Below are 16,891 nucleotides of genomic sequence, written 5' to 3' on the forward strand. Positions count from 1 at the left end.
CGAGGATACCAGCGATAGGAATAGAAGTAGCAACATGTGGGCCAAACTTGCGCAACCTTCGCAGACAAAAAGAGATAGAAAATTACGACAAATAATATGGATGCGGAATGCGAGGGACTGCTTCTTTTTGAAAGAATTTCGACGTTGATTCGAAGTTTGTATGTCGCTCTTAAAGTCGAAGCATTTGGCGAAAGGTACGACGCTCAAAATTTTCAAATCTTGCATTTTGCAATTTTGAACCTCGTCGCGCATACGTTCCTGCACGAAAATTTCGTCTCAGCAACGAGCTAGCGCGGCGCTGCAGCTTGTCTGGAGTCATGGCACGGTCGTTGCGTGGCAATCCGCATTCAACCGGAGCAACAAATGTCGACGATTATGGAAATGGCCCAAACTATCCGCGAAAAAGAAGAAACCTCTGTGATCACTGCTGAGCGATTTTCCGACACACGCATTCCTCGTTCACAGCTCGTGGATATCCATGATGCAGATCAGATCTCACATTTATGCCGCACGTTTGGTGCAACCCGTTTCGAGTTGTGTCGAATCATGGAAAAAGTAGGCAACGATATCTCGATCGTCAGGCGTGAGCTTTCGCGCCGATAGCGCACTCGCGCTCTGGTATCTACGCAGAAATTGCTGATCGAACGCCCAACAGGAAGAGGACTCATGAGTACTGTCGAAGTCATGGTTGATGAAATATTGCCCGCCGTTTCACTTGAGCGAAAAACTTGCGCACATGAAGCGTGCACATGCCTGGCTGCCACAGATAAAGACTACTGCGGCTCATACTGTGAGACGGCGAAAGATCAACATCAGGCAGGCGACGGCTGTGGTTGTGGCCATCCTGGATGCGCCCAAGATTGACGTGCGCGCAATTTCACCTCTATTTTCTGCATCGGCCGCCAATCAGGATATGACCGTCAGGAGTTTTAATCCGGATCGGCTCGGGCATTCTCCCAACATAGGACGTGCTTACGTCTACGTTTTGCCTTGTCGCTACGACAACATTTTGAAGTTGGGTTTTTCTCGCGATCCGCTGGAACGAATGGCTGCGTTCCATCCGCGCTATTTCGAATTTTTCGATCTCAATCGCGCATTTGCGATCGAACTGGACAATGTCAGTGAGGCGCGCCGTATGGAACGATTTCTCGCGGCATCGCTGCATGAACACCGCGCGCCCGCACCATTGCTCGTGCGTGATGCTGCGGCGGGTTATACCGAATGGTACCGAGGCGCTTATGGGCTACTCGAACAACAAGGGCGACGTGCACAGCATGAAGGCCATATTCTCCATATGCCATTCAAGCGCTGGGTACGCGATCAGCTCGAAATTCGCAGCGAGTTGCTATTCGACTGGTCGCAACGCATGCTCGATGAGATCGCGCTCGACACGAGCATCGGCGGTCTGGATTCCGCAGCGTTGCGACGTACCTTGAGCGATGCGGTAGATGCGCTGGTGGCATTCAAGCTCCCGCCGGAAAGATATGTCCCGACGACAATACTCGAATGGCATGCGCGTTTGCCATCGACATCCGCAAGCAGTCATTTTTGACCCGCGACGGATCGAGTAGCGAGCATGCCGCTGCAAACTTATCGACGCAAACGCCGATTTGCCGATACGCCCGAACCGGCAGCAGGCGGTAAACGTGGCAAGGCGCCGATTTTCGTCGTGCAGTTGCACCACGCTTCGCATCGGCATTACGATTTCCGCCTGGAAGTGGATGGCGCGCTGAAAAGTTGGGCGGTGCCGAAAGGGCCCAGCCTTGATCCTTCGGTGAAAAGGTTGGCGGTGGAAGTCGAAGATCATCCGTTGTCTTATGCGAAATTTTCCGGCGATATTCCCAAAGGCAACTACGGCGCCGGACACGTCGATATTTTCGACTACGGAACCTGGCAAGCAGAAGGCAGCGCACGCGCCGACTTGAAACGCGGCGAATTGAAGTTCGTGCTACACGGCAAGATTCTGCGTGGATCATGGGTGCTGGTGCGGACGAAACGCGAAGCCGCCAAACCGCAATGGCTGTTGATCAAACATCACGACGAATTTTCGAGCAAAAGCGAGGCGGATGATTTTGTAGCGGATGAGCCGAAAAAACCTGTTGCGGAAATTGGCAAAACTTCGCGTCGAAAAAAATCCGCCTCATTGAAAAATGGCGCCTTTGCACCGGAATTATGTCGCACCACGACAGCCCCGCCTGCTGGCGACGCGTGGCTGCACGAAGCAAAATGGGACGGCTATCGCCTGTTGACGACGGTCGTGGCAGGCGTGGTCAGACTATGGTCGCGCAATGCGATCGAATGGACCGTACGCCTGCCGGAAATCGTCGCGGCAATTCGCAAACTTAAACTGGACAACGCGAAGCTCGACGGTGAATTGGTCGTGCTGGATGGAAATCGAGCCGACTTCAACAAGTTGCAAGCGCGACTGGCCGGAGAGAACGATGCCACGTTGATCTACATGCTTTTCGATGCGCCGTATCTTGATGGCGAATCGCTACGCGACGTTCCGTTGATCGAGCGCAAGCAACGTTTGTCGAAATTGCTGCGCAAGTCAAAGCAGCAGGTCTTGCGATTCAGTGAGCATCATGTCGGGGCGGGCGAAACCGTCATGCAGCAGGCCGTGGCGGCGGGAATTGAAGGTATCGTCAGCAAGCGTTTAGACAGTCCCTATCGTGGCGGGCGTAATGGTGACTGGATAAAGATCAAAGCGCGCATGAGTGACGAATTCGCGGTTATCGGTTTCAGCCAGCCGCAAGGTATTCGTTCGGGTATCGGCGCGCTGTTGTTGGGGAAACCTGCTGAAGACGGCTTTCGTTATGTCGGTCGTGTCGGCACCGGATTCTCCGCCGAAAAGTTGCGAGAATTACGCACGATGCTCGACAAGAATATTGTCGATAAAGCTCCATCAGATACATCCTTGCTCGAGAGAAAATACCGCAACAATGCGGTATGGGTGTCGCCGAAACTGGTCGTGGAAGTTTATTTTCAGGGCAGGGGAGGCAACGGGCTGTTGCGCCAGCCTGCGTTCAAGACTTTGCGCGAGGACAAGACTGTGCATGATTTGAGCGAGAAGACTTCGTCTAAAAAAACATCGGCGAAGGCGCAGCCGGATAAAGCGCAAAAAGCAGAACCGAAGCGCGCCACCCCATCGACGGGTGAAATTGAAATCACTCACCCGGAACGCAAGGCAATCCCGGCGCTGAATGTGACCAAGCAGGATGTGGCGGATTATTATTCGCTAGTCTCGGCGTGGTTGTTACCGGAGATCGCCAATCGTCCACTGTCGGTATTGCGCTGTCCCGACGGTATCCACTCCGCATGTTTTTTCCAGAAGCATGCGGGCAAGGGATGGGGCGAGCATATCAAGTCGATCACGATCAAGGAAAAGAACGGCAGCGCCGAATATCTATGCATCGACGATGTATTGGGTTTGCTCGAACTGGTGCAAATGAATGTGCTCGAACTGCATCCCTGGAACACGCACGCCAGGGATTTGAAGCGCGCGGATCGCCTGGTGTTTGATCTCGATCCGCATGCGTCGGTGACTTGGAAACGCATGGTGGCGGCGGCACGCATATTACGCAAACACCTTGCATCGATCGGTTTGGAATCGTTCGTGCGCACCAGCGGCGGCAAGGGTTTGCATGTGGTTGTGCCATTGCGACCGACCGTGGCATGGGCGAAGGTGAAAGCCTTTGCGCAAGCAATTGCCGTGGCGATGTCGACGCTGCAGCCCGATGAATTCGTCGCGGTTGCCGGAGACAAGAATCGTCAAGGGAAAATATTTATCGACTGGCTACGCAACACCGCGGGCGCGACTAGCGTGGCGTCGTATTCTCTGCGCGCGCGCGACGCAGGCGGTGTCGCGATGCCGTTGACGTGGGACGAGCTCGGCAAGGTGAAAAGTGGCGATGCCTTCACCATCAGAAATGTACCGGCGCGATTGCAACGTCGCCGGGGCGACCCGTGGGCGGAGTTCGAGCGCATCGAACAAGGCCTGCCAAAGATCGATTGAATCAGTGGTTGGGAACTTGATTGAACCGCTCGTTTGAATTTGAGCAACGAAACATTTCATTTCAGGAGCTGCATGATGGCACGTCCGATCTGGTCAGGCGTTTTGAGTTTTGGTTTGCTCAACGTACCGGTGCAGTTGATGACGGCGGAACGTCGCACTGACATCCATTTCCGCATGCTCGATTGTCGCAACAATGCGCCGGTGCGGTTCGAACGCCTCAACAGCAAGACTGGCAAGGAAGTGCCGTGGAGCAATATCTGCAAGGCTTACGAATACGAGAAAGGCAATTTCGTCGTGCTGAAAAAGGACGATATCGCCGAGGCGGCATCCGCAGGACGCGAAGCGATCGAGATCGAGGCTTTTGTGGAACTTGACGCGATCGATCCGCGCCATTTCGAAAAGCCCTACATCCTGCTGCCAGGGAAAAAAGCCGACAAAGGTTACGTCTTGCTGCGCGACACCTTGATCCAGACCGGCAAGGTCGGGATTGCACGAGTGGTCATTCGCACGCGTGAATATTTGTGCGCGGTGCTGCCGCGTGACAGCGCGCTGATTCTGGTGTTGATGCGTTTTGCCGAAGAGCTGGTGCCATATGCGGACTACAAATTTCCACAAGGCAAGCCAGAGAAATTTCGAATTCAGCCGCGTGAAATCAGCATGGCAAAAGCGCTGATCGATTCGATGTCGACGCCGTGGGATGCGGCAGACTACAAAGACCAGTTTGCCAAACGCATGCATGCGGTCATCAACAAGCGGCTGAAGAGCAAAGGCAAAACCGTGGTTGCCCACAGTGATGCGGGCGCCCCTGAAGAAAGCACCAACGTTGTGGACTTCATGTCGCTGCTGAAAAAAAGCATCGCCAGCAATCAGCGTTCGCCAGCCGCGAAACATGCCAAGCCTGCGGCCGGAAAAACGGCATCATTGGCAAAGAAAAAAGCTCGTCAAAAATAGTCCGAGCGATGGCAGTTGGCTTGAAACTCAGCGTGCTTGTACCGAGTGCGGCATAGCGGCGAGGGCTTCGATCCGCGCCAGTTGCACGGGCTCAATCTGACTACGATTGCCGACCAGACCAATCGCACGGCGCGCAGTATCTCGCGCTGAATGCACATCACCGAGGCGCGCCTGTATCGACGCCAGCACATCAAGCAGTTCGATCTGGCGCAAATGCGCGGCAGGCGTGAGTTGTTGCCACAGCGCCAGCGCCTGGTTGATATCGACAAGCGCCTCGGCAGATCGGCCCAGCGCATTCAGTGCGCTTGCGCGCCGCGCTGATACCGCCTCGGCAACGACTCCTTGCTGCTCGCCGAGACGCGCCAGCAGGTCACGCGCCTGATCGCAGAAAAACAGCGCCGCGGGCGCATCATTCCGACGCAGACTCAATTCCGCTCGTAACTGCCATAGCTGTGCAGTCCAGTGATGACCGTCGCGGAATATCTCCTGTGCCATCGCCAACGCGCGTGTGCTGCTGACATCGGCCTCGTCGAGATCGCCGCTGGCGAGTCCGAGTTCGGTCTGATCGGCATACAGCTCGATGCACGACCGCGTGGCGTGCAGACCGGGGCGCTCGCACCATTCCATTGCGGTATGAATGTGCTGCGCGGCGGCAGCTAGATCGCGTCGACGCAGCTCAAGTTTACCCACGCTACCCAATGCATTGGCGACACGCAGATGGCCTGTGCCGTAGATCGTCTGCATCATTGCCAGCGCGCGCGTCAGCACGGATTCGGCTTCGTCCAGTCGCTCCTGCGCGCGCAGTACGTCGCCGAGGTTGAGCAAGGCCAGTGCGATGCGATCATGCGGCGCATCGTAGAGCCGTTCCGCGGTAGCAAGTGTTTCGCGCAGCAACGCTTCGGCGGTCGCGCTCTGGCCCAATGCCTGGTGCACGCGTGACAAATCGGTCAGGCCCTGCAGAAAATCCAGGGTTGGCGCGCGCGTACTGTCACGCCAGCTTTGCAGTGCAGATTCAAGCAGCGGTGCCGCCTCGGCGTAATGTCCCGACGCCACCAACAAGTTGCCGTGCACGAGGTCTGCTTGTATCGCACCTTTTGAGCCGACGCCATAAATTGCTGCGGCGTACTGTGCCGCTTCGCTGGCAATGCCAAGTGCCTTTTCGGTGCGCGCCGAATACATCAGCGCGCTTGAATAATTCTGCAATCCCTCGACGCTGTCGGCGTCCCTGTTTTTGCGCATCTGTGGCAATATTTTCTCGTAGGCAATACTCGCGTCGGCGTAGCGCGATTGATGGATCAGCAAGCTCGCCTGCAGCAGTTGAATGTGTGTGAGCACCTTGTCGGTCGGCGCGTAAAACGTGCGCGCCGATTCCAGCGCCTGGTTGTACAACAGCTCTGCTTCGGTGTAATCGCTGCCGGCCGTACTGACTTCGCCCAGCGTGCGCAACAGTTCGACTCGCGTGGCAACAGAAAGATCGGTTTGGGTCTGCAGTCGTTCGCTGGCACGATGCACGAGCTGCTCCAGCGTCAATCGCCGATCTGGCAATTGCCCGGCCTTCGCGGCATCGAAAAGTTCGACCAGAAAATCGCGCACGGCGGTGGCACGCTGCGCCTGTTCGTGCGCGGCATGCGCCTGCCACAGCGCCAGCGAGACACCGATGGCGATCGCCAGCAGTGCAAGCATCGCGGCGGTTGCGACGGCGCGATTGCGCTGCATGCTTTTGCGCAGTCGATACCAGGCCGAGGGCGTGCGCGCCGTCACTGGTTCGTTACGCAGATAACGTTCGAGATCGTCGGCCAGTAGCGCTGCAGAAAGATAACGCCGTGCCGGATCATTGGCGTGCGCGGTGTTGTAGATCGCATCCAGATCACCACGCATGAGGCGCGTCAGTGCGGCAGCCGGCGGCAATCCGGCTGGCACCGTGGTGGTGGCATCGGCATAGGCTCGTGAGAGATCGAAACGAGTGTGCCCGTGCGGCAGCAATTGCCCGGTCAGCAACTCGCCCAACAGGATGCCGAGCGCGTAGATATCAGTGGCCGTGGTTACCGGGCCGGGCAGGTATTGTTCCGGGGCCGCGTAACCCGGCGTCAGCGCAATCGCGCTGGTTTGCGTGGCCTGATTGTCGTCATCGTCGAGCAGGCGCGCGATGCCGAAATCCAGCACCTTGATCTCGCCGTCGCGATTGACCAACACGTTGGATGGTTTCAGATCGCGATGCACTACGAGCGCATGATGCGCGCTGTCGATCGCGCGGCATACCGTGACCAGCAACGTCAGGCGCGCGCGCAGACCCAGAGCATTGGCATTGGCATAATCAGTAATCGGCAGGCCATCGACGAATTCCATCGCGATGTAGGGAATGCCTGCCTCGCTGATACCGCCTTCAATAAGGCCAGCGATATGCGGGTGCGACAGCTGCGTCAGCACGCCTTGTTCGCGGCGAAAGCGACGCTGGCCGTCGACCGAAAACAAGCCGGTGCGCAACAATTTCAACGCCACCGTCTGAGTGCCCGCACCACTCGCACGTTGCGCGCGAAACACCACGGACGTACCGCCTTGACCGCGTACTTCGATCAGCTGATACGGACCAATACTGCGGCCGATCAAGCCCGAGCCGTCCTCGTGCTGTGGTGTGTACTGTTGCACCAGCGCGGCAGCCGAGGTGGCCAGCAGCGGCGCCTCGTTGAGATCGACCGCAAGCATGGCCAGCAATTCTCGCCGCAGTGCCGGATCAAGCGCATGCGTTGCGAGCCACACGTCGCGTTGCGGCGGCGCCAGCTCCACGAGTTGCTCGAAACACTCGCGCAAACTCGGTGGCGCAGCGCTCAAGACAACCGTGCCTGCAGAAACGCCGAGGCGAAACGCCAGTCACGCGCCACGGTACGCGGCGCCACACCGAGCAGCGCGGCCACTTGATCCAGCCCGAGCCCGGCGAAAAAATGCAGGTCGACAACTTCTGCGGCGCGCTGGTCTTGCAACAACAATTGATTCAGCGCGGCATCCAGTTCGAGTGCCTGCGCCGGATCGATCGTGATTGCCTCGACCGCCGGATCGGTCATTGCCACACGCAGGCGTTGGTCCTCGCGTTTCAAACGCATTTGCAGCTTGGCGCGATCAAGCAGGATATGGCGCATCGCTTGCGCCGCGTAGGAAAAAAACTGCTTGGCCTCGCCAAAGCGCAGGCGTTCGGTATCCGCCAGTTTCAGGTACAGCTCGCTGACCAGCGCGGTGGTATGCAAGGTATCGGGCGCACCACCACGACGGCGCTCACTGCGCGCCAGAGTCCGCAATTGCAGATACAACTGATCGACCAGTTCATCCACACCGCTGGCATCGACGACTTGCTGCATGGCGCGGACCCGAACGATGAAAAACTGCACGTTACAGACAAGGTTGGCGTTTTGCCACAGCACTTATGTCTCGCATCGATTGCTGTGGCCGGCAAACAGGAAATTCGATGGCAGATTTTTCTGCGTTTCGTCGTTCAAGCAGATAGGTCATGACACTGCTCACAAGCAGAAACCGGTCACGGTCGGTGAGTGTCGAGCGTGCATAAAAAGCACACCACGCCAGTCGATCTGCTCGTCACCACGTCGCTAACGCCGCAACTTTGTCTCAACAACAACCGCAGGAAGAATCGAGCCATGTCTCAGTTACCACGCTTATTTTCGTGCCTCCTGGCCGCGTCTGCCGCCACGCTTGCATCGAGCGCCGGTGCGATCGATCTGATTAGCCACAATGGCTTTTCCGCGTGCTGGGATCAGTCCATTACCAAGGATCAATTCCTCGAAGCCGCGCGCAGCAGCATCGACGGCACCACCGCCTGCGTGGCGGCGCAAAGTGGCAATTCACCGGCGCCGTTTTCGTTTTGCGATACGAATGCCTGCGCGGGCGGGCAGCAGGGCTGTCCGGTGACCTTGCATGCCAGCACAACACCCGCCGGGGATTTTGGCGCTGGCAGTTTCAGTGGCGCGGGGTCGTTGAACGACATTTCAATCCCTCTCGCCGTGTTTCAAGTTCCTTGCACCCTGACGATCACCGGCATCACCCTGGGCTATGGTTGGAACAACACGCTGCAGCCCGATGGCAACAACGGTCAATATGCTGGCGATTTACCGGGCGCCAGTGCGACCTTCAATAACTACACCATCGGCGGCAATTGCCAAGGCAGCGTCAACAGCCTGTTTGGCGCAACTGCCGCGGTGGCGGCACAGAACGCAGTAGCCAATGCGATCAAGCCGCTGCTGACTGCGGCGACGGTGTCCGAATCGGTGTGCCCGCTGCAGTAGAGTTACGGGTTTTCCCGTGGGTAGTTGATCCGGGTACACATCGAAACAGATTGCGCCCAAAATCCACCGCTGCTGGCCCGAAGTTTTAACTCGATGCCAGGTGATTTTGGATCAATGGTCAAATGATCAATCGGCGCAATAAAAAAACCGCGCAGTGCCGCGCGGTTTTTTCAAGTGGGTTCACCTCGCGAAACAGACAGCAACTATGACTTAGTCCACGGAAAAGCTTTGCAGGCTAACTGGCGTCGAGCTTGAACCCGTCAGCTGCAAGGCCATGCCTTCGAGGGTCTGGCCGAAGCTGCGCGAATCAGTGTTGGCAAAATTCAGATCGGTATGGCCACTGGCGTTGCGATAACCGTAGCCGGTGAGCGGATTATCGCCAACCGCGAAAGCATTACCGTAGCGCAACAAGCTGGTCAGGCTGTTGGTGTCGGCCAATCCAGTGCCGGTATCGCCCTTGTAGTTGACCGCAATTCCATGATTGGTCAAGCCATTCAAGGTGATTGGTGTGGCCAACGGAATTGTGAGCGTATAAAAATTCGATGCGGCCGCTGAAAGCGCACCGAAATCTGCAATTACAACTCCGCCCGATGGTGACGAAAACACCGGATTCGCTGCGCCGGACCAGACATCCCACAGCGCGAGATTGACGGTAACGTCGGTGTAGTTGACGGCAGCGGTGGATACCATATAGACCACGATTTGATTGATCTGCACGGTACCACTGGCGTTGGCCAAGTCCAACGGCACGCCCATGTAAGTGTGCGGCGTGGTAGTCGTAGATGTGAGGGTTGTGGCGCCCGTAAAGGAGTCAAATAGCAAAGTAGTGCCTGTAACCTTGTTCGGCACGGCCTTGCCGTTGATCGAACGTGCCTGAAGTTGACCGCCGGGGTGCAATCCGCTAGTACTAGGTTCGACTTGAACTTGCGCATTAGCCATGCCGACGACGCCCAGCGTCAAGGCGCCGAGAAAGAAAATAGATTTCATAATTGATCCCCCGAATTATGGATAGAGAAAAAGCGCAAGCCACCGATGCTACAGCGCAGCAGTGGTATATCGAACGCGACAATCAGCACGCATGAAAAGTCGGCTGGTTAACGGTATTTCATCCACTGCATTGAAGTCTAGCAGTGTGGCGAAATATGCTGCAATGCGAAACTCGAAGCTACAACGCAATATATGCGGTGGTACAGCAATCAACACAAAAAAAGCCGGAACCCTTATTCGACAAGGGATTTCCGGCCTTCGTTGGACTTGCTTGGACTAGTAAATGGTGGGGCGGGGGGAATCAAATATAGTGCATAAAGCGTAGATATGAAGACATTTTGCGCAAACAGAATTTTCTAGATGCCCCCAAAGTTGCCCCCTTTGATCGTCACTACTTGTGCTGACGAAGCGACTAGACATGATCGACGCGGACCGCATCGCGATCTACGCGGCCAAGATCGGGCCGACAACGCAGGACTAGCCACCCAGCCCGGCCATATAGTAAGAAAAATTGCGCTCGCGCCACTCGGTGATCCAATCCGTTAACCGCTCAACGGCTATTCTGGCAACGTGCGCTGGCATCGCTCCATTCGCCAGTGCCGCCCACTTGTCGGCGATGGTTTTCGCAATGTCGGCTGCATCTTGCCCCGGAGTCGCCACGCGGCGCTGAATGACTAAATCATCGTCGGTAAAATTCACGAAGATGATATCGACTTCGCCTTCACCCTTTGTGGTGGATGGCACGCGGTACATCATGTGGTAAGTGAGCCCATCCCACCAGCGTGGCCAAAAGCTCCAATGCCAGCTTGGCGTGCGATCCCAGTCTTCGCAGTAGATATCAGCAGGGTCGGACGGCACGCCGAACGACATGGAGAGCATTGGGAACTCGTCTTTTTTCATGACGCCAGCTTACCGCCGCGCTTGAGCACGGGCCAGTGTGTGAGTGGCCATGACACGACGAATCCACTACGATTGCGCCATGTGCTATTCAGCCCAGATCGAGCAGGAATATCTATCCTACACGCGCGTGTATGGCGCCGACATCAGCCTTTCCGAGTACATGCAAATCTACTGGGTGCGGCAAGAGATTGACCCGAAGATAAAGCTACCGCGCGGCATGGACATGGCGTTTCTGCGGGATACTTCGGGCAATCCGCAGGTGACGGAAATCCAGTCGATGATCCGCACGTTCGACGAGGCGCAGGCGACCAAGCTGCAGCAGGAAGTGTTCGCCCAGCGCAAGCGACTGGCCGACGCCGAGCGCACCCTGCAGACCAAAATTACCAAGGCTGCGACGGAGAGTAAGCGCATCGCCGCCGACAAGATCGAGCGCGCAATGGGCCGGCTGGCCGATCTGCGCCGCGATCAACCCAAGCCGCGCGATGATCGTATCTTTCCGGCTTGGTATGCGCCGGTGATGATCTGGGAAGATGGCATGCGAGTGGTTAAGCCCATGCGCTACCAGTGCCGCCCCGCGGGCAAGCCTGCGTTCTACGACACTAAGTACCCCGGCACATATAACGCGCGGCGCGACAATCTGCAGGGATTTTGGAAAGACATGTTCGGCTACTCGCACGGCATTGCGTTGGTCAGCGCTTTCTTTGAAAACGTGAGCCGGCACACGATGGAAAATCGCGAGCTTTCGCCCGGCGAGCGCGAGGAGAACGTGATTCTGGAATTCCGCCCGCAGCCTGCGCAGACCATGCTGGTGGCGTGCTTGTGGTCGCGATGGGAAGGCGAGGGCGGCCCGCTACTATCGTTCGCTGCCATTACCGACGAGCCACCGGCCGAAGTGGCAGCGGCGGGTCATGATCGGTGCATCATTCCCATCAAGGCCGAGAACATCGATGCATGGCTCAATGCTAGCGGTGACGTGGCGCGATCGCAGGCGATTCTTGATGATCGGCAGCGGCCGTTTTATGAGCATCGGAAGGCTGCATAGACTCAGCAATAAATGGTCAATCGAATGCCCCACAAAACCAGCCCATTCCACACCACGTCAATAAAAAACCCTCTAAGCCAATCAACGGAGCGGGGGAATAAAATCAGTCGACAGAGACGAATTTGCAACTAGGTCTATGGTGGTTTGAATTTTTAGTTGCCCCCTCAGTCGCCCCCAAACAGCGGCGGCTTCCGACGACTGTTGAATTCTTGACGAGCTATTGCAATCGTGGTCTTGTTGTTACAGGTGCGAACGCTATCATTGGAGGTAAATGCTGATTTATCGACGTTCGCCCTTTCCGCCATTGGATTGCACCCAGCCCTCGACTTGAGCCAGCAAGTCCGCAACTGACACTTCCAGTACAGCTGAGAGCTTGAATATCGTGCGAATGGTCGCAGAGTTAAGGCCACGCTCCAAAAGAGAAATGTAATTCCGCTGCAGATCGGCATCTAGCGCAAGCTTTTCTTGCGACAGCCCACGCTCCAAGCGCAGCCTTCGCAAGACGATACCGAACGCGACTTCTGGCTCCAATCCGTGCTCCCTTAAAAACTAGGGGACGGTAGGGCCATAGCAACTAGTGAGTCTTCACAATATACTGGTCAAAATGGGCTTTGACTGCAAACCAACGCATCGAATGGTTTGGACTCGGCGAAATTTGCTTGCGGGAAATGCAAAGTGTCGCCGCCAACGCTATCCGCTGCATCTGAGAATCAAGATTATGCGCTTGGGAGTAGCACCATGATCGTCGCAAATCTTCTCTTCGCTGCCGCAATGGCCGCCAATCCGCTTGAGATTGGCACCTCGCAGATTCACTACGACTTCGGCGATTGCACCGTTATATCTTCACCAGTTGGAACGGGTGGAAATACAATTATCACCTGTCAGGATAATCCGATTGTCACATATACCCCAGACGCTCCACCGTTTTTACCGAGCGGCTTTTATTCTCAGTTCTTCGTAACAGCAATCGTTCCATCTACTGCAAAAACTGTCGTATTTTCTTGGTGCGACGGGTATTTATGTGGCCGCATTGACACGATCTTTTCGAGTGGATTCGGAGACTAGCCATGTTCCCTAAATCGTGCGAAGTGCACATTCGTTTGGGTCCGGCAGCAATCGTTGCGCAACGATGCGCGCCAATTGGGGTCGTGTTGATCGCTTTATGTAGCTGCGCGACGATTCCTCAAGGCGCAAAATTGGTTGATAGCCCCGATCAGCTTGCTTCTATTCAACAAGAACGCGCAAGTTTGTTGGAACACGTAAAGATCGGTATGGGTCTCGCGGAGTTTCGGGCACTCGTACCAGAGGCATACGTGGGCGGACAGAGTAAAGACACGACAGCGTACGAACTCGCACAAATTCAAAAGTACGTCACCAAGCAGGACATGGATCGCCAAAACTTTTGGGTCGGAGTTGGTAGTCCCGGCGCGCGCACGACAAAGCAAGTGTTATGGTTTTACTTCTACAAGGATCAGCTTGTGAAATGGGGACGACCACAAGACTGGCCGGATCACCCTGACCTAGTCATTGAACACCGCGAGCCGTAATCTCAGGTTGCCACATTATGTGGGCCTCGACGAAAGGCTCAGCAAAATTTAGCAATCTTGCCGCTGCGTTGGATCGATAAGCGAAATAAATAGCTCAGCCTGCTCGTTTTCGGGCGTAGCCGCCATATACGCTTCTCGCTGCGCTTCAATGTTTCCCTCGATGTAGTCGAACACGACGACTCGTTCGCGAGTGATTAGCACGCCTTCTAGCTTTTCAATTCGACGTTCGATGTCATTTGCCATGTCTGGCCTCCAGTTGTGTGATTCGTTTCTCCAATTCAGACTGCTCGATCATCTTGCCCACCTGCGCGAGAACATACACAAATCGCGTCCCGTGGTGCGATTCGAGCGCGCCTGCGCGCATCTCGCGATAGACATGCGACATTTCACGACGAACCTGCGCGAGCGTCTTGAGATTGATTCGGCGCGAGGGGGTAGGCGCAAGCCCGCCACCAGTCGTGGCAATCGTTGTGGGCACTTTGGGTTCGCAATACTCAGTCATTTTTGCCTAGTTCGCGATCGTGTCGCCGCTTGTCCGCGATTACCGCTACATCTGCCGCATCGTGACAATCGGTCGTGTCTGTGGCGCATGTGGCGCTTCCTTCGGGGGCGCGGGCAAATACGTGTCGTGCAAGTCCTGCCGATGATACCCGTGGGGATCGCATTGCCGATTCGCAAGTTGCACGGAGCAACTATGTAGGGGCGGAGTCGATAACTTAATCTGTGCGCTTTCACGCTTGCGCCCGTCCATGCTCGGCTCGCCACGCGTCGGCTTGTTGTTCCATCCGGCGATATGCCCACCGACGGAAAGGGACGACGTATAGAGTGCATGCGCCAAGCTCGAATGGGCGTACGTCGCGGCTGCGATTGTTCCAGCCCGGTGCCCGGTCAGCGTCGGCTAGCGCGCGCAGCACATCATCGGAAAGTTTCGTGTGTTTCATGGGAACCTCACGCGACTGTTCGAGCTGTTGGGGGTGTGATTCGAGCAATTGCCATAAGATTGTTTATCTATATAGGAGTCATGGTTTTCGACACTGGGGCCGGGTGCATTTCTTGACACTGGCGAAGCCTTCGGAAGCCATTTTGGTGCGATGGCGAACAAGTCAGGTTTTCGGCCGGTTTGCGTGTTGCTCCCCAACGCCGTCGCAACAAGGATGTCCGCTTGCATGGCGCGCTTGCGATGTCGGTAGAACGTATGTTTTGGCTAAAGCCTTCTCGCCCTGCAAAGTCAATCCACGTCAGAGCTATATTGCCGTTGTTGTTTCCGTTGTACCGCCGGTACGCGAACACGATGATGGCCTGAGTTGCCGGTGGAAGTGTCCTCCAATCCGGCGAATCCAGGAGAACATGCGGCAACATAGCAAAGCCGTCCGATCCGTAGGCGCTTGCATTGGCAGTTATGGAGTCTACTTCGGATGCGCACATCGGCGGATTGCAGCGTTTGGCATTGATCTGTTGCAAGCGGTGATTGATGGCTTGCGCGTCATAGCCTTTTTGCACCAGTCCGCGCGCAAGGCTGAAAAGTGTGTTATTGCGTTCGCCTTCGGGGATGATTTCGGATAACGGGCGCCGCTTAACTCGTACCGGTTCGATGTCCATAGAACTTCTAAACTCGGCGACCAACTCCGAATGCGAGTAACGTGGGCCGTCATGCTGTTGAAAAATAAAAGTACGGAACGGCTCGCGCTTGTTGTGGAGAAATCCGGGCAAGCGCATCACTCGGGCAAGATCATTAACGCTTCGGTCTGCACCAAAGCGCTGTGCGATGGCGTGCTGCATCGGTTTGAAATCCGCTAGCGGTAGGTCATTGCAAAGCCAATAGGCGTGATACTTGCCCGCAGACGTCTCAATAACGATGTGCGGTCGCAATCGACAATCCAGCACCGGTTGCAGCGGAGCGCCATCAAGATCGGCAAAGCATGCCCGTACTCGCGTCACGTTCTCCGACTTGCGACCTTTCCCGTCGCCTTCGTTGACCATGACAAACACTCCTGCACCTTTTTGATTCAATTGGGCGAGTTGAGCCGAGCGTATTGATAGATCGCCATAGAGCACCCTTGAAAGCGCGCCTCTCTTGCTGGGGGTGTCATCGAATGTCTGAAAGGTCATTGCGCCACCTAACACGCGCAGAAACGTTTGCGCATCGAGGCGGCTTGATTTGAGCCTATCAGCGGAACTCATGCGCGTTTCTCGTCATTGCCGTGATAAGCGCATCGCGAGCACGGTCAAGAGCGTCGGCAGCCTCAATTGCGCCCACTGGCGGGCATGTGTAGCAATCGGAGGCTAGTGCAAGGCGATCAAGTGCATCGCGTGCCGCATTCGTGGCGGCTAGGGCCAAGCACAGCCTGCTGGACTGTCTTGCGTCGCGCGGAATCCGGCGCATCACCGAGCTTGCCGCGGCGCGGTCGCTGAGATTAAGGCCCGTATGTCCTCCACTCGCCAAGCCGTGATCCTAATACCTAAGGCACGTGTTGGCTGCGGGTAGCGGCCACTCCGTACGCCCGCCCACCACGTTGACTTGCTTACCGGGATTATTCCCGGCGTTGGAGGGTCAGACGTTCGGTTACCGATGATTTGCTGCAATCGGACATAGCCGGTTTCTGGTAGTGCGTGCATTGCAGTGTTTTCCTGTCCGCGTAAGGTCAGGAAAGCATTCTCCACACAAGCACAATGTATACAATTGGATTCTATTCAGGGGTATTACTTTGCCAGTTCATTATCAGTCTAACGCGCTTTCTCACGGTTCCCGGCTTAAGGCGAGGGTGGCCGTCTTTTAGCGCTCGATCGGAAACAGCTTTTGAGGCGTCCCCTTTTACCCTGCCAGTTTCGCGAAGGTGATCTACGGCGCCCGGTACCTCCTCGAACCACTGCCACACCATCCAATCAGGCACCTGCGATCGATAGCCCCGCCCACGCTGATAGCTCCAAGCATATTCAAGCGCGTCGCCTAGCAATCCGAGCCGTGGATTTCTGTGCGTTGGGTCCCGCCGCAGCGGCTCGACATGGCGCAAAAGATCACGACACAGCCTGCCAAATTTCTCGTCGTTCTGCGAGTTATCCGCGTAGGATTCGATAGCAGCGGTCGATGCCTTTATCACAGTCTGGATCAGCCGCTGCAGCTCGGCTTTCTTGGTGACGCGCTCTGAGTCCTCCCGAGCCC

General features: G+C 56.1%; 17 protein-coding genes. 9 read left to right on the forward strand and 8 right to left on the reverse strand.

Annotation, left to right across the window (positions count from 1 at the left end; genetic code table 11):
- Nucleotides 1-333 precede the first annotated feature (333 nt).
- From ELE36_RS09685 to ku, 5 genes are all read left to right on the forward strand, one after another.
- Nucleotides 334-603, forward strand: coding sequence for a DUF3606 domain-containing protein (locus tag ELE36_RS09685; protein ID WP_165371552.1), 270 nt, complete (start codon nucleotides 334-336; stop codon nucleotides 601-603).
- A 63-nt stretch (nucleotides 604-666) separates the two neighbouring features.
- Nucleotides 667-864 (forward strand): hypothetical protein, encoded by a 198-nt coding sequence (locus ELE36_RS09690; RefSeq protein WP_129832871.1) that lies wholly within the window; start codon nucleotides 667-669, stop codon nucleotides 862-864.
- Between the two features lie 181 nt (nucleotides 865-1,045).
- Nucleotides 1,046-1,552 carry a hypothetical protein gene (locus ELE36_RS09695; RefSeq protein WP_129832872.1) on the forward strand — a complete coding sequence of 169 codons (507 nt, stop codon included), beginning with the start codon at nucleotides 1,046-1,048 and terminating at the stop codon, nucleotides 1,550-1,552.
- A 24-nt stretch (nucleotides 1,553-1,576) separates the two neighbouring features.
- Nucleotides 1,577-4,015: a DNA ligase D gene (gene ligD, locus ELE36_RS09700; RefSeq protein ID WP_129832873.1), complete on the forward strand. Its 2,439-nt coding sequence runs from the start codon at nucleotides 1,577-1,579 to the stop codon at nucleotides 4,013-4,015.
- A gap of 75 nt (nucleotides 4,016-4,090) precedes the next feature.
- On the forward strand, nucleotides 4,091-4,966 hold the full coding sequence (ku, locus tag ELE36_RS09705; protein WP_129832874.1) for a non-homologous end joining protein Ku: 876 nt from the start codon (nucleotides 4,091-4,093) through the stop codon (nucleotides 4,964-4,966).
- Nucleotides 4,967-4,993: 27 nt separating this feature from the next.
- Here the strand turns inward: ku and ELE36_RS09710 are convergent, their stop codons facing one another.
- Complete coding sequence (locus tag ELE36_RS09710) at nucleotides 4,994-7,795, reverse strand: protein kinase domain-containing protein (protein WP_129832875.1); 2,802 nt, start codon at nucleotides 7,793-7,795, stop codon at nucleotides 4,994-4,996.
- Complete coding sequence (locus ELE36_RS09715) at nucleotides 7,792-8,316, reverse strand: ECF-type sigma factor (protein WP_129832876.1); 525 nt, start codon at nucleotides 8,314-8,316, stop codon at nucleotides 7,792-7,794. The genes ELE36_RS09710 and ELE36_RS09715 overlap by 4 nt, the downstream gene beginning before the upstream one ends.
- Before the next feature lie 294 nt (nucleotides 8,317-8,610).
- On the opposite strand from ELE36_RS09715, the gene ELE36_RS09720 reads away from it, so the two are divergent.
- A complete protein-coding gene (locus ELE36_RS09720) occupies nucleotides 8,611-9,255 on the forward strand; it encodes a hypothetical protein (RefSeq protein WP_129832877.1) in 645 nt (214 codons plus the stop codon).
- A gap of 210 nt (nucleotides 9,256-9,465) precedes the next feature.
- Here the strand turns inward: ELE36_RS09720 and ELE36_RS09725 are convergent, their stop codons facing one another.
- The gene (locus tag ELE36_RS09725) at nucleotides 9,466-10,242 is read right to left on the reverse strand and encodes a hypothetical protein (protein WP_129832878.1); all 777 of its coding nucleotides are present in this window, start codon (nucleotides 10,240-10,242) and stop codon (nucleotides 9,466-9,468) included.
- 477 nt (nucleotides 10,243-10,719) lie between these two features.
- Nucleotides 10,720-11,142, reverse strand: coding sequence for a hypothetical protein (locus tag ELE36_RS09730; protein ID WP_129832879.1), 423 nt, complete (start codon nucleotides 11,140-11,142; stop codon nucleotides 10,720-10,722).
- Nucleotides 11,143-11,221: 79 nt separating this feature from the next.
- Here ELE36_RS09730 and ELE36_RS09735 point away from each other — a divergent pair, with 79 nt between their 5' ends.
- Nucleotides 11,222-12,184: an SOS response-associated peptidase family protein gene (locus tag ELE36_RS09735; protein WP_129832880.1), complete on the forward strand. Its 963-nt coding sequence runs from the start codon at nucleotides 11,222-11,224 to the stop codon at nucleotides 12,182-12,184.
- A 279-nt stretch (nucleotides 12,185-12,463) separates the two neighbouring features.
- Here the strand turns inward: ELE36_RS09735 and ELE36_RS09740 are convergent, their stop codons facing one another.
- Nucleotides 12,464-12,715: a helix-turn-helix domain-containing protein gene (locus tag ELE36_RS09740; protein WP_129832881.1), complete on the reverse strand. Its 252-nt coding sequence runs from the start codon at nucleotides 12,713-12,715 to the stop codon at nucleotides 12,464-12,466.
- A gap of 207 nt (nucleotides 12,716-12,922) precedes the next feature.
- Here ELE36_RS09740 and ELE36_RS09745 point away from each other — a divergent pair, with 207 nt between their 5' ends.
- Both ELE36_RS09745 and ELE36_RS09750 read left to right on the forward strand, forming a co-directional pair.
- The gene (locus tag ELE36_RS09745) at nucleotides 12,923-13,249 is read left to right on the forward strand and encodes a hypothetical protein (RefSeq protein WP_129832882.1); all 327 of its coding nucleotides are present in this window, start codon (nucleotides 12,923-12,925) and stop codon (nucleotides 13,247-13,249) included.
- 2 nt (nucleotides 13,250-13,251) lie between these two features.
- Nucleotides 13,252-13,731 (forward strand): hypothetical protein, encoded by a 480-nt coding sequence (locus ELE36_RS09750; protein ID WP_129832883.1) that lies wholly within the window; start codon nucleotides 13,252-13,254, stop codon nucleotides 13,729-13,731.
- A gap of 48 nt (nucleotides 13,732-13,779) precedes the next feature.
- Here the strand turns inward: ELE36_RS09750 and ELE36_RS09755 are convergent, their stop codons facing one another.
- From ELE36_RS09755 to ELE36_RS09765, 3 genes are all read right to left on the reverse strand, one after another.
- Nucleotides 13,780-13,974: a hypothetical protein gene (locus ELE36_RS09755; RefSeq protein ID WP_129832884.1), complete on the reverse strand. Its 195-nt coding sequence runs from the start codon at nucleotides 13,972-13,974 to the stop codon at nucleotides 13,780-13,782.
- Complete coding sequence (locus ELE36_RS09760) at nucleotides 13,964-14,233, reverse strand: hypothetical protein (RefSeq protein WP_129832885.1); 270 nt, start codon at nucleotides 14,231-14,233, stop codon at nucleotides 13,964-13,966. The genes ELE36_RS09755 and ELE36_RS09760 overlap by 11 nt, the downstream gene beginning before the upstream one ends.
- A gap of 506 nt (nucleotides 14,234-14,739) precedes the next feature.
- Nucleotides 14,740-15,912, reverse strand: coding sequence for a DNA-primase RepB domain-containing protein (locus ELE36_RS09765; protein ID WP_129832886.1), 1,173 nt, complete (start codon nucleotides 15,910-15,912; stop codon nucleotides 14,740-14,742).
- Between the last annotated feature and the right edge of the window lie 979 nt (nucleotides 15,913-16,891).

Source organism: Pseudolysobacter antarcticus, from assembly GCF_004168365.1.
Classification (GTDB): domain Bacteria; phylum Pseudomonadota; class Gammaproteobacteria; order Xanthomonadales; family Rhodanobacteraceae; genus Pseudolysobacter; species Pseudolysobacter antarcticus.